Raw genomic sequence first — 12823 nt, 5'->3', positions numbered from 1 at the left:
GCCAGTCCCCGGCGACCCCGGGGGCCGGAACGACGGAGGAGCACACGTGACCGTGGACACCACTGCCGCGCGGGGGACGCGCAAGCGCACCGACGCGGGCAAGCCACCGGGCGAGGACCCCGATCTGGTCCAGTTGCTGACCCCCTCGGGGCAGCGCCGCGAACACCGCGCCCGCGGCAAGTCCGGCGGCCGCACCGCCGCGAAGGGCAGGGCCGGGGCCGGCGGACAGGGCACCGTCCCCACCCCCGCGGAGTTCGCGGGATACGTCGCGGACGTCACCCCGCAGGAGCTGCGCGGCCTGTACCGGGACATGGTGCTGACCCGCAGGTTCGACGCCGAGGCCACCGCGCTCCAGCGCCAGGGCGAACTGGGCCTGTGGGCCTCGCTGCTCGGCCAGGAGGCCGCCCAGATCGGCTCGGGCCGCGCCACAGGGCACGACGACTACGTCTTCCCCACCTACCGCGAGCACGGCGTCGCCTGGTGCCGCGGCGTCGACCCGACAAATCTGCTCGGCATGTTCCGCGGCGTGAACAACGGCGGCTGGGACCCGAAGAGCAACAACTTCCACCTGTACACGATCGTCATCGGCTCCCAGGCGCTGCACGCCGCCGGGTACGCCATGGGCGTCGCCAAGGACGGCGCGGACTCCGCCGTCATCGCCTACTTCGGCGACGGCGCGTCGAGCCAGGGCGACGTGGCCGAGGCGTTCACCTTCGCCGCCGTGTACAACGCGCCCGTCGTGTTCTTCTGCCAGAACAACCAGTGGGCCATCTCGGAGCCGACCGACAAGCAGACCCGGGTGCCGCTCTACCAGCGGGCGCGCGGCTACGGCTTCCCCGGGGTCCGGGTCGACGGCAACGACGTCCTCGCCTGCCTCGCCGTGACCCGGTGGGCGCTGGAGAGGGCGCGTCGTGGTGAGGGACCGGCGCTCGTGGAGGCGTACACCTACCGCATGGGCGCCCACACCACCTCGGACGACCCCACGCGCTACCGCTCGTCCGACGAGGACGAGGCGTGGCGCGCCAAGGACCCGATCGCGCGGCTGCGCGGCCACCTGGAGTCGGCGGGCCACGCCGACGCGTCGTTCTTCTCGGAACTCGACACCGAGAGCGAGACGTTGGGAAAGCGGGTACGGGAGGCGGTACGGAACATGCCGGAGCCCGACCCGCTCGCCATGTTCGAGCACGCGTACGCGGACGGGCACGCGCTGGTGGACGAGGAGCGGGCGCAGTTCGCCGCGTACCAGGACTCGTTCGCGAGCGACGAGCCGGCCGACGACGGCGGCGCGGGCGGTACGGATGGCGCGGGCGGCACGGACGGGCAGTCGCGCACCGGGGAAGGGGTGATCTGATCATGGCAGGGCAGAAGCTTCCGCTCGCCAGGGCGATCAACGAGTCGCTGCGCAGGGCCATGGACGCCGACCCGAAGGTCCTCGTCATGGGCGAGGACGTGGGCAAGCTCGGCGGGGTGTTCCGGGTGACCGACGGGCTCCAGAAGGACTTCGGCGAGGACCGGGTGATCGACACCCCGCTCGCCGAGTCCGGCATCGTCGGCACCGCGATCGGCCTCGCACTGCGCGGCTACCGCCCGGTGGTCGAGATCCAGTTCGACGGTTTCGTGTTCCCCGCGTACGACCAGATCGTCACCCAGCTCGCGAAGATGCACGCGCGCTCGCTCGGCAAGGTCAAGCTGCCGGTCGTCATCCGCATCCCCTACGGCGGCGGCATCGGCGCGGTCGAGCACCACTCGGAGTCGCCCGAGGCGCTGTTCGCGCACGTCGCGGGCCTGAAGGTGGTCTCGCCCTCGAACGCGTCCGACGCGTACTGGATGATGCAGCAGGCCATCCAGAGCGACGACCCGGTGATCTTCTTCGAGCCCAAGCGGCGCTACTGGGACAAGGCCGAGGTCGACCCCGAGGCGATCCCGGCGCCGCTGCACGGCGCCCGGGTGGCCAGGAGCGGCACAGACCTGACGCTCGCCGCGTACGGGCCGATGGTGAAGGTGTGCCTTGAGGCCGCGGCGGCTGCCGAGGAGGAGGGCAAGTCCCTCGAAGTGATCGACCTGCGCTCGATGTCGCCGATCGACTTCGACGCCGTACAGGCGTCGGTCGCGCGCACCGGGCGCCTCGTCGTGGTGCACGAGGCCCCGGTGTTCCTCGGCACAGGCGCGGAGCTGGCCGCGCGGATCACCGAGCGCTGCTTCTACCAGTTGGAGGCGCCCGTGCTCAGGGTCGGCGGCTACCACGCGCCGTACCCCCCGGCCCGCCTCGAAGAGGAGTACCTGCCGGGTCTCGACCGGGTACTCGACACCGTCGACCGCTCGCTTGCGTACTGAGGAGGGGTCGTGACGACTGTGACGACGAGGACAGCAGCGTCCGTGCGCGAGTTCCGGATGCCCGACGTCGGCGAGGGCCTCACCGAGGCCGAGATCCTCTCCTGGCATGTGCGCCCGGGCGACACCGTCAGCGACGGCCAGGTGGTCTGCGAGGTGGAGACCGCCAAGGCCGCCGTGGAGCTTCCGATCCCGTACAACGGCGTCGTGCGTGAACTGCACTTCGAGGAGGGCACCACGGTCGACGTCGGGCAGCCGATCATCTCGGTCGACGTCGGCGGCGGCGCCGCGCCCGCCGAGTCCGGCGGCTCGGGGGAGAGCGGGGAGGCCGAGCCGGCGCCCGAGGGCCGCCAGCCCGTACTGGTCGGCTACGGCGTCTCCCAGACCTCCACCAGGCGCCGCCCCCGCAAGGATCAGCAGGCCGCACGCCCCACGGCCCCCGAGCCCCCGGCCCGCCAGGCCCCGGCCCCCACTCCGGCCCCAACTCCGGCTCCGGCTCCGGCTCCCGCGGCCCCCGCGGCTCCCGCCGCCCCCGCCGGGACCGGGGCCCCGTCCCCCGCCACGGGGCAGCGGCCACTGGCGAAGCCGCCGGTGCGCAAGCTGGCGAAGGACCTCGGCGTGGACCTCGCGGCGGTGGCCCCCACGGGCCCCGGCGGGATCATCACCCGCGAGGACGTGCACGCGGCGGCGGCCGGGCCCGCGCCCGCCGCCCCCGCCGCCGACGAGACCCCGGCGCCCGCCGCGCCCCCGGCTGCCGCCGCCCCCGGCGCCCGTGAGACCCGTGTCCCGGTCAAGGGCGTGCGGAAGGCGACCGCGCAGGCCATGGTCGGCTCCGCGTTCACCGCGCCGCATGTCACCGAGTTCGTGACGGTGGACGTGACCCGCACGGTGAAGCTCGTCGACGAACTGCGCCGGGACGCCGACCACTACGGCCTCACAGGGCTGCGGATCAACCCCCTGCTGCTCATCGCCAGGGCCCTGCTCCTCGCGATCAGGCGCAACCCCGAGATCAACGCCGCCTGGGACGAGGCCAACCAGGAGATCGTGCACAAGCACTATGTGAACCTGGGCATCGCGGCCGACACCCCGAGGGGCCTGATCGTGCCCAACATCAAGGACGCCGACGCCCTCACCCTGCCCCGGCTCGCCGAGGCGCTCGCGGACCTGGTGGGCACGGCCCGCGAGGGGAGGACGTCACCTGCCGCGATGCGGGACGGCACGGTGACGATCACCAACGTCGGCGTCTTCGGCGTCGACTCCGGCACCCCGATCCTCAACCCCGGGGAGTCGGCGATCCTCGCCGTCGGCGCGATCAAGCTCCAGCCGTGGGTCCACAAGGGCAAGGTCAAGCCCCGTCAGGTGACCACCCTGTCCCTCTCCTTCGACCACCGCCTGGTCGACGGCGCACTCGGCTCGCGCGTACTGGCGGACGTCGCCGCCGTGCTGGAGGAGCCGAAGCGGTTCCTGGCCTGGGGATAGCGGCCTCCTCCCCCGGGTGAGGTCCGCCCGCCGGGGCCCCGTTCGCCGGGGCCCCGGCGGTCCCATGCCCGGCGTACGGCGGCTGACGTCCCGTCGTACCGGATGCTGGACGGGAACGCGGCCCTCCGGCTGTTGTATCTATCCTGTGCGCATGTCTTCTGGTGGAGGGTCCGGGGCTTCGGCCGCCGTCAAACAGGTGCCCGCGGCCGACCGCGTGTACCGGCACGTCAAGGAGGGAGTGCTCGACCGCGTCTACGAGGGCGGCACACTGCTGACCGAGGGCGAACTGGCCGAGGCCGTCGGGGTCTCCCGCACCCCGGTGCGCGAGGCCCTGCTGCGCCTTGAGGTCGAGGGGCTGATCCGGCTCTACCCCAAGAAGGGCGCGCTGGTGCTCCCGGTGTCGGCGCAGGAGATCGCCGATGTGGTCGAGACCCGACAGCTCGTCGAGACCCACGCGGCCCGCAAGGCCGTCCCCGCGTCCCCCGTACTCATCGCCCGCCTTGAGGAGTTGCTGGAGACCCAGCGCGAGCAGGCCGCCGCGGGCGACCTCGCCGCGTCCGCGGTCACCGACCGCACCTTCCACGCCGAGATCGTCCGCAGCGGCGGCAACGAGATCCTCTCCCGGCTCTACGACCGGCTGCGCGACCGCCAGTTGCGGATGGGCGTCGCCGTGCTGAACGCGCACCCCGACCGCATCGCGAAGACCCTCGCGGAACACCAGGAGATCCTCAGGGCGTTGAAGGCGGGCGACGCGGAGGCGGCCGTGCGTGCCGTCGACCGCCATGTGAGCTGGGTCTCGGCGCTCGCCAGGGGCGACGACCGATGACACCTCCCGCCTCCGCTGCCGTCTCACTGCCCGGCGATCCCCCGGGCGGGCGGCGCGCCGTCGCGGTCTGGTCGATCGGTGTCGCCGTCTACTTCGTCGCCGTCATCTTCCGCACCTCGCTGGGCGTCGCGGGCCTCGACGCCGCCGACCGCTTCCACATCGACGCCTCCGCGCTCTCCACCTTCTCCATCCTCCAACTCCTCGTCTACGCCGGCATGCAGATACCCGTCGGGCTGCTCGTCGACCGGTACGGCACCAAGCGCATCCTCACGCTCGGCGCGGTGCTGTTCACCGTCGGGCAGCTCGGCTTCGCGCTCGCCCCCTCGTACGGCACCGCGCTCGGCGCGCGCGCCCTGCTCGGCTGCGGCGACGCCATGACGTTCATCAGCGTGCTGCGGCTCGGCACCCGCTGGTTCCCGGCCCGCAGGGGCCCGCTCGTCGCCCAGCTCGCGGGGCTCGCCGGGATGGCGGGCAACCTCGTCTCCACCCTGGTCATCGCCCGGCTGCTGCACGGCGTCGGCTGGACCGCCGCCTTCGGCGGCAGCGCCGTCGCCGGGGCCGTCGTCCTCGTCCTCGTGGCGCTCTTCCTCAGGGACCACCCGCCGGGCGCACGCCCAGGGCCGCTCGCCGGGCCGGGGCAGGCGCGCGGCGGCGCCGGTGTCCGCGCGCAGATCGCCGCGGCCTGGCGGGAGCCCGGCACCAGGCTCGGGATGTGGGTGCACTTCACCACTCAGTTCCCCGGGATGGTCTTCCTGCTGCTGTGGGGGCTGCCGTTCCTCGTCGAGGCGCAGGGCCTGAGCCGGGCCGCGGCCGGGAACCTGCTGACCGTGGTCGTCGCCGCCAACCTGGTCATCGGCCTCGTCTACGGGCAGATCGTGCAGCGCCACCACGCGGCCAGGCTGCCGCTCGCCCTGAGCACCGCCGCCGTGACCGCGCTGACCTGGGCCGCGGTGCTGCTCTACCCCGGCGGCGTGGCCCCGCTGTGGCTGCTCGTGGTGCTCTGCGCGGTGCTGGGGGCCTGCGGGCCCGCGTCCATGATCGGCTTCGACTTCGCCAGGCCGGCGAACCCGCCGCACCGCCAGGGCACCGCCTCCGGCATCGTCAACATGGGCGGCTTCGTCGCCTCCATGACCACGCTCTTCGCGATCGGCGTGCTGCTGGACGCGACCGGCGGCGAGTACCGGGTCGCGTTCTCCTTCGTCTTCCTGCTGGAAGCGCTCGGCGCCTCCCAGATCCTGCGGCTGCGCGGCCGGGCGGCCAGGCTGGAGCGCGAACGCCTGGTGCGCAGCAGGGTCGAGAAGGTGCACGTACCGGTGTGACCCTGCCCGCTCGGGGGCGACCGGTGTGACGCGGCCTCAGGGGTGCGGAAACGGGCGGAGGACCGGGGCGGGAGCGTGCTCCCCGGCCCGGTCCTTCCGTGTGCCGGCCGCCGTGGCCGGCGCCGCGTGTGCGCGATGTCCTCGGCGGGGACGGTTCAGGGGGTGACCGTCATGTTCGCCAGGATCGCGGTCGCCAGCTCCTGGTCGCCCTCGATCTTGACGTGCTCTGCCGCGGCCTCCGGGGTGATCCGCCCGCAGGACAGCCGCACATACGTCTCCCAGTCGACGCCGATCGAGGCCAGCGGGCCGAGCGAGGGCGCGCTGTCCACCGAGCCGCGTCCTTCCGCGTCCACCCGCACCGTGCGCAGGAACTCCACCGGGCCGTGCACGTCGAAGACCACCGCCGAGTTCGGCGGGGCGCCCGCCCGCTTGGCGACGGTGCGCGGCAGCGACTCAAGCAGCATGTCCCGTACGACGAGGGCGCCGGGGGAGTCCAGGTTGCCGGGCCTGTCGAGGGCCCAGCGCAGGTCCTGCTCGTGCACCCACACGTCGAACGCCCGCCGCCGCATGGCGTCCTCAAGGGTGATCTCGGTGCTCAGGGGGCCGCGCACCAGGGTGTCGGGCTTGCGGTTCTCGTTCCTGATCTGCCGGTTCCTGCGGATGATCGTGTACTCAAGCTCGGAGGTCATCTCCGGCGCCGTGTGGTGCCGCCGCACGTCCACCTGCATCTCCATGTAACGCTGCTGCTCGTTCGTCACGTGGTAGAGGTCCCGGGGCAGGGTGTGGATCGGCCGGGGGTCGCCCAGCATCTCGTTGTCGAGCCCGATCACATGCGACACGATGTCCCGCACCGACCAGCCGGGGCAGGGTGTCCGCCTGTTCCACTCGCCCTCCGCGAGTGGCCCGACCAGCTCGGCTATCGCCTCCACGGAATGGGTCCAGGCATCGGCATAGGTCTGAAGGCTGGGATGGAGACTCACGGGACCCCTCGGGCGTTGGAACGTACGACTGGCTGTGGGCGCTGACGGCTCGGGCTTGTACGGCGTGGGGGCGGTTCATCGGGCGGGGGTCCGGGGTATCCCCCGGACTGGCACAGTACGCTGCCCGAAGGCACCCCGGCAGTGCTTTCGTGTGACGATCGTAGGCCCGCGTGGACGGCTCTCATGCCAGGACGGTGGTAGTGTGCGCGCTTCCCTCTTCCAGATCGCCGTAGACGAGAACGAATCGGTCGTATCCCGCAGAGACCGGGTATCCGGCATGATCGCGGACGTAAGCCGCGAGCAGCGCCCCGATCTCGTCGTGCTCCCCGAGCTGTGGACGACGGGCGCGTTCGCCTACGAGCTGTTCGCGGCGGAGGCGGAGCCGCTGCACGGCGCGACCTACGACGCGATGGCGAAGGCGGCGCGTGACGCCGGGGTGTGGCTGCACGCGGGCTCGATCCCGGAGCGTGTCCCCGCCGGGGAGGCCGACGCGGCACCCGGCGCCGCGGACGCCCCGGTGCACGACGGGCATGTCCTCTACAACACCTCGCTGGTGTTCACGCCCGAGGGCGACCTCGCCGCCTCCTACCGCAAGATCCACCGCTTCGGCTTCGACAAGGGCGAGGCCGTCCTCATGGGCGCGGGGCACGACCTGGTCACCGTCCGCATGCCGGAGACCACCCTCGGCATCGCCACCTGCTACGACCTGCGCTTCCCCGAGCTGTTCCGGGGCCTGGTGGACGCGGGCGCCGACACCTTCGTCGTCCCCGCGGGCTGGCCGGAGCGCCGCCGCGCCCACTGGAGCCTGCTCGCCAGGGCGCGGGCGGTCGAGGACCAGGCGTTCCTGCTGGCCTGCGGCACCGCGGGGACCCACGCGGGCATCCCCCAGGCGGGCCACAGCGTCGCGGTCGACCCCTGGGGCGAGGTCCTCTCCGAGGCGGACGGCGGCGAGACGGTCCTCACGGTCGACTTCGACCCCACGGCGGCCGCCACGGCCCGCGACCGCTTCCCGGTCCTCCGGGACCGGGTGCTGTGAGGCGCGGGGGCGCGCCCTGAGCCACTGAGCCGCCCCCACCGCTTCGGCCCGGCGCCGCCAGCCCCGACCACCCGGCCTCCGGGCCACCGGCCCCCGGTCTCACGGACACCGGTCCTCGGTCACCGGGGCCTCCGGCCATCTGCGGTCACCGGGGCCTGCGGCCATCAGGTCACGGGCCTCCGGTTTCGGGGCCTCCGGCCACCGGGGCGCCGCCTCAGCGGCACCGGTCCTCGGCCACCGGGCCACCGAACCACCGGCCTCCGGCTCGAACCACCAGCCTCCGGCTCGAACCACTGGCCTCGGGGCCCCAGGCCCTGGCCGCGGGCTCCGCGTAACCGGGCCCTCAGCCACCCGAATCCTCGGTCACCGGGTCACCGGGTCACCGGGTCACCGGGCCTCGACCATCGGGCCCCCAGGCCCGCCCCGCCCCCCCCCGCTCCGGCGGCGTACGCCGCCCTAGTCGTTGTCCTCCCGCTCCTTCTCCGCCAGATGGATCGCGCAGACCGCGATGGCGATCATCAGCGCCGGGTCGGCCTCCTCCGGGATGACGTCGACCGCGTACGTCTCCCGGATGTGGAACCAGCGCCGCGAGATGTGCGCCAGCAGCGTGTTGTCGTACTCGACGGCGAACTCGCGGTCGAGGATCTTGCCGCTGATGTCCAGCTCGGTCCCGTCGACCATCGCCACCCGGTAGTGGTGGCGCAGCAGCGAGAGCCACTTGCGGCGGATGGTGGCCAGCTTGTCGCCGTCGCGCTCGATGACCATGGTGTCGCGCACCGCGAGCATCTTCTGCTTGATCTCGATCAGCACCCGCCCCTGGGTGTCCTTGATCTCGAACGTGTCCCGCAGCCGCAGCGCCTTGCCGTCGACGAGGAAGACCTTGCGGCCGTGCTCGTCCTCGATCCAGTAGTCCTCACCGATTCCGAAGAGCCGGTCCCGCACGACATATTTCATAGGGCACCCCTTCCCCGAACCGGAGGCGGAAACGCCCTTCGCGCGGGCCGCGGCCCGCGCGGGGAATCGCGGGGAGCGAGGTGTGGTTGGCTTGTTTTATGGCACGACGCGCACGGCTACGCGCCCCCGAACTGGTCGGCAGGGGCGGCTGGCTCAACACCGGCGGCACCGGCTACCGGCTCTCCGACCTGCGGGGCCGCATCGTCCTTCTGGACTTCTGGACCTTCTGTTGCATCAACTGCCTGCACGCCCTCGACGAGCTGCGCGAGCTGGAGCAGAAGCACCGGGACACCGTGGTGGTCGTGGGGGTGCACTCGCCGAAGTTCGTGCACGAGGCCGAGCACGGCGCCGTCGTCGACGCCGTGGAGCGGTACGGGGTCGGGCACCCGGTCCTCGACGACCCGGATCTGGCCACCTGGAAGCAGTACGCCGTACGTGCCTGGCCGACGCTCGTGGTGATCGACCCCGAGGGCTACATCGTGGCGCAGCACGCGGGCGAGGGGCACGCGCACGCCATCGAGCGCCTGGTGTCCGACCTGGAGGCGGAGCACGCCGCCAAGGGCACGCTGCGGCGCGGTGACGCACCGTATGTGCCGCCGGAGCCGGTCGCCACCGGGCTGCGCTTCCCCGGCAAGGCGCTGGCGCTGCCCGGCGGCACCGTGCTGGTCTCCGACACCAGCAGGCACCGGCTCGTGGAGCTGGCGGAAGCCTCCGAAGCCGGAGAAGCCGGGGAGGACGGCGCGGACGGCGCGGGTGTGGTGCGGGTGATCGGCTCGGGGCTGCGCGGCTTCACCGACGGACCGCCCGGGAGCGCCGCGTTCAGCGAGCCGCAAGGGCTGGCGCTGCTGCCGGACGGCGGTGTGGTGGTCGCGGACACCGTCAACCACGCGCTGCGCCGCGTCGACCTCGGCACCGGCGAGGTGACCACGCTCGCGGGCACCGGGCGGCAGTGGATGCAGGGCGCGCCCGCCGCGGGCCCCGGCCGCGAGGTGGCGCTGTCGTCGCCGTGGGACGTGGCGCTCTTCGGCGGCCGGGTGTGGATCGCGATGGCGGGCGTGCACCAACTGTGGGCCTACGACCCGGCGGACGGCACCGTCGCGGTGGCCGCGGGCACCACCAACGAGGGCCTGGTGGACGGCCCGGCGGCCGAGGCGTGGTTCGCGCAGCCGTCGGGGCTCGCCGCGGCGGGCGACCGGCTGTGGGTGGCGGACTCCGAGACGTCGGCGCTGCGCTCCGTCACCGCGGACGGCACCGTGACCACCGCCGTCGGCACCGGGCTCTTCGACTTCGGGCACCGCGACGGGCCCGCCGCGCAGGCGCTGTTCCAGCACCCGCTGGGGGTGACGGCGCTGCCCGACGGCTCGGTCGCGGTCAGTGACACGTACAACCACGCGCTGCGCCGCTACGATCCGGCCACCGGCGAGGTGACCACGCTGGCGACGGATCTGCGGGAGCCGTCGGACGCGCTGGTCGACGGCGCGGACATCGTGGTGGTGGAGTCGGCGCGGCACCGGCTGACCCGGCTGCGGCTGCCGGAGGAGGCGGTACGGGTGCCTGGTGTGGCGCACCGCACCAGGCGCGAGGAGACCCGGGTGGCGCCGGGGGCGCTCCGCCTCGACGTGGTCTTCGAGGCGCCCGCGGGCCAGAAGCTGGACACCCGCTACGGGCCCGCGACCCGGCTCCTGGTCTCGGCGACCCCGCCCGAACTGCTGGCGTCGGGCGCGGGGACGGGCCCCGAGCTGTCCAGGGAGCTGGTCCTCGACCCGGTCGTGGGCGGGGGCGTGCTGCATGTGTCGGCGATGGCCGCGTCCTGCGACGACGACACCGCCGCCGCGTACCCCGCCTGCCATGTGCACCAGCAGGACTGGGGTGTTCCGGTACGTCTCACGCCGGGCGGCGCTGACCGGCTGCCGCTGGTGCTCGCGGGGCTTGACGCCACGGACGCCACGGACGCCACGGACGCCACGGGCGGCGCGGGCTGACGCGTCGGGCGCCCCGCGGCTGTGCCCGCGAGGGACCCGACGCATGCTCGTGTGGTGGTCCTGTGCCCCGGCCCGCGGTGTGCCGGTGGCGGGGCGTGGCTGCTCTCAGCCGCCGTAGGGCCCGCCGCCCGGGCCGCCGTCGATGTAGCCGTGACCGCTGTGGTGGTGCCCGTCGTCCTCGACGATGGTCTGGGCGGGCGGCACCACGACGCGCCTGCGCCGCGCGATGCTGCTGAACATCGCAAGTCCGATGAGGCCGACCGCCATCAGGATGATGCCGACGAGGTCGACGTTGACGCCCTGGAGGTCCCAGTCCGTCGCGAAGGTGAGGATGGCGCCCACAGCGATGAGGACGATGCATCCACCTATACCCATGGCTCCCGCCTCCGTCCGTGCTGTCCGGTGTGGCTGCTTGTGTGTACTCGCCTCCGGTACCCGGCGGGGGCGCGGGCATGCGGCCCGGTTCGTCAACTGGCGTCCGTGCCCTCCAGAAACGCCGCGAGCGCACCGGCCAGCATGTGGGGGTCGTCGGCCGAGCACAGCTCGCGCGCGCTGTGCATGGAGACGATCGGCACGCCGATGTCGACGGTGGTGATGCCGTGCCTGGCCGCGGTGATGGGGCCGATGGTGGTGCCGCACGGCATCGAGTTGTGCGACACGAACGACTGGTAGGGCACCCCGGCGCGCTCGCAGGCGGCCACGAAGACTGCCCGGCCGCCGCCGTCGGTGGCGTAGCGGTTGTTGACGTTCACCTTGAGGATGGGGCCGCCGCCCGCGACCGGGTGGTGCGTCGGGTCGTGCCGCTCCGGGTAGTTGGGGTGGACCGCGTGGCCGGTGTCGGAGGAGAGGCAGACCGTCCCGGCGAAGGAGCGGGCCCGGTCCTCGTAGCCGCCGCCGCGCGCGTACACGGAGCGTTCGAGGACGGTGCCGAGCAGCGGGCCTTCGGCGCCGGTGTCGGACTGGGAGCCGGTCTCCTCGTGGTCGAAGGCGGCGAGGACGGGGATGTACGGCAGTTCGGCGCCCGGGGCGGCGACCGCGCGCAGCGCGGCGGTGCCGGCGTGCACGGAGATCAGGTTGTCCATGCGGGGGCCCGCGATCAGTTCGCGGTCGCGGCCGAGGCGCGTGGGCGGCTCCACGGGGTGCGCCATCAGGTCCCAGCCGGTGACGCTGCCCGCGTCGAGCCCCGCCGCGTCCTCCACGAACCGGATCAACTCGCCCTCGTGGGGCTCGCCGAGCCCCCACAGCGGCTGAAGGTGGCGCTGCTTGTCGAGCTTGAGCCCGTCGCTGGACACGCTGCGGTCGAGGTGCACGGCGAGCTGCGGCACCCGCATCAGGGGCCGGTCGACGGTGACGAGCCTGGTGCTGCCGTCACGCAGGCTGAGGCGGCCCGCGAGGCCGAGGTCGCGGTCGAGCCAGGAGTTCAGCAGCGGCCCCCCGTAGACCTCCATCGCGATCTGCCGCCACCCGTGGGCGCCGAAGTCGGGCCTGGGCTTGACGCGCAGGTTCGGCGAGTCGGTGTGGGCGCCCACGATCCGGTACGGGGTGTGGGCGCGGGCGCCGGGCGGCACGTACCAGGCCATGAGGGCGCCGCCGCGCAGGACGTAGTGGCCGCCGGTGGTGTCGTCCCACCTGTCGGTCTCCGAGAGCTGCCGGAAGCCCGCCTTCTCCAGGCGTTCCGCGGCGGCCGCCGCGGCGTGGTACGGCGAAGGCCCGGCCGTCAGGAAGGACATGAGGTCGTCGCTGTGGCCTCGGTCGAAGCGAGGAGTGGTAGGCATACGGCCAGCCTAACCAGCGCGGCAGCGAAGGCGATCCCGCTCGCCGGTGCGCGGGGCGCCCTGCGCCCGGCGTCCGAGACCGGGGGCATATGCGGGCCGTTGGGGGGCGCGCGGTGGCGGTGCGCCGGGCGGCGGTACGGG

11 protein-coding genes are annotated in these 12823 nt (G+C 73.4%); 7 read left to right on the top strand and 4 right to left on the bottom strand.

Annotation, left to right across the window (positions count from 1 at the left end):
• The first annotated feature begins 46 nt into the window (after positions 1-46).
• The 5 genes from pdhA to ACIBIW_RS19125 all read left to right on the top strand — a co-directional run bounded on the left by pdhA (position 47) and on the right by ACIBIW_RS19125 (position 5955).
• Positions 47-1351 carry a pyruvate dehydrogenase (acetyl-transferring) E1 component subunit alpha gene (gene pdhA, locus ACIBIW_RS19145; protein ID WP_399337553.1) on the top strand — a complete coding sequence of 435 codons (1305 nt, stop codon included), beginning with the start codon at positions 47-49 and terminating at the stop codon, positions 1349-1351.
• Positions 1352-1353: 2 nt separating this feature from the next.
• A complete protein-coding gene (locus ACIBIW_RS19140) occupies positions 1354-2334 on the top strand; it encodes an alpha-ketoacid dehydrogenase subunit beta (protein ID WP_399337551.1) in 981 nt (326 codons plus the stop codon).
• A gap of 57 nt (positions 2335-2391) precedes the next feature.
• Positions 2392-3810: a dihydrolipoamide acetyltransferase family protein gene (locus tag ACIBIW_RS19135; protein WP_399337633.1), complete on the top strand. Its 1419-nt coding sequence runs from the start codon at positions 2392-2394 to the stop codon at positions 3808-3810.
• A 151-nt stretch (positions 3811-3961) separates the two neighbouring features.
• Entirely contained in the window at positions 3962-4636 is a 675-nt protein-coding gene (locus ACIBIW_RS19130) for a GntR family transcriptional regulator (RefSeq protein WP_399337549.1), read from the top strand.
• Complete coding sequence (locus tag ACIBIW_RS19125; RefSeq protein ID WP_399337547.1) at positions 4633-5955, top strand: nitrate/nitrite transporter; 1323 nt, start codon at positions 4633-4635, stop codon at positions 5953-5955. The genes ACIBIW_RS19130 and ACIBIW_RS19125 overlap by 4 nt, the downstream gene beginning before the upstream one ends.
• A gap of 155 nt (positions 5956-6110) precedes the next feature.
• Here ACIBIW_RS19125 and ACIBIW_RS19120 read toward each other — a convergent pair whose 3' ends face one another.
• Positions 6111-6935: a maleylpyruvate isomerase family mycothiol-dependent enzyme gene (locus ACIBIW_RS19120; protein ID WP_399337545.1), complete on the bottom strand. Its 825-nt coding sequence runs from the start codon at positions 6933-6935 to the stop codon at positions 6111-6113.
• 202 nt (positions 6936-7137) lie between these two features.
• Between ACIBIW_RS19120 and ACIBIW_RS19115 the strand changes: the two genes are divergently transcribed.
• The gene (locus ACIBIW_RS19115) at positions 7138-7971 is read left to right on the top strand and encodes a carbon-nitrogen family hydrolase (RefSeq protein WP_399337543.1); all 834 of its coding nucleotides are present in this window, start codon (positions 7138-7140) and stop codon (positions 7969-7971) included.
• Between the two features lie 456 nt (positions 7972-8427).
• Here the strand turns inward: ACIBIW_RS19115 and ACIBIW_RS19110 are convergent, their stop codons facing one another.
• Positions 8428-8925, bottom strand: a complete 498-nt coding sequence (locus ACIBIW_RS19110; RefSeq protein WP_399337541.1) for an LURP-one-related/scramblase family protein — start codon at positions 8923-8925, stop codon at positions 8428-8430.
• 98 nt (positions 8926-9023) lie between these two features.
• On the opposite strand from ACIBIW_RS19110, the gene ACIBIW_RS19105 reads away from it, so the two are divergent.
• On the top strand, positions 9024-10907 hold the full coding sequence (locus ACIBIW_RS19105) for an NHL domain-containing thioredoxin family protein (protein WP_399337539.1): 1884 nt from the start codon (positions 9024-9026) through the stop codon (positions 10905-10907).
• Positions 10908-11012: 105 nt separating this feature from the next.
• Here the strand turns inward: ACIBIW_RS19105 and ACIBIW_RS19100 are convergent, their stop codons facing one another.
• Positions 11013-11282: a DUF6458 family protein gene (locus tag ACIBIW_RS19100; RefSeq protein ID WP_399337537.1), complete on the bottom strand. Its 270-nt coding sequence runs from the start codon at positions 11280-11282 to the stop codon at positions 11013-11015.
• Between the two features lie 92 nt (positions 11283-11374).
• A complete protein-coding gene (locus ACIBIW_RS19095) occupies positions 11375-12682 on the bottom strand; it encodes a M18 family aminopeptidase (RefSeq protein WP_399337536.1) in 1308 nt (435 codons plus the stop codon).
• Positions 12683-12823 lie beyond the last annotated feature (141 nt).

The organism is Streptomyces sp. NPDC050560 (assembly GCF_044457285.1).
Taxonomy (GTDB): domain Bacteria; phylum Actinomycetota; class Actinomycetes; order Streptomycetales; family Streptomycetaceae; genus Streptomyces.
Note: the sequence above shows the minus strand (reverse complement) of the source record. Positions and strands in the feature narration are given on the sequence as shown.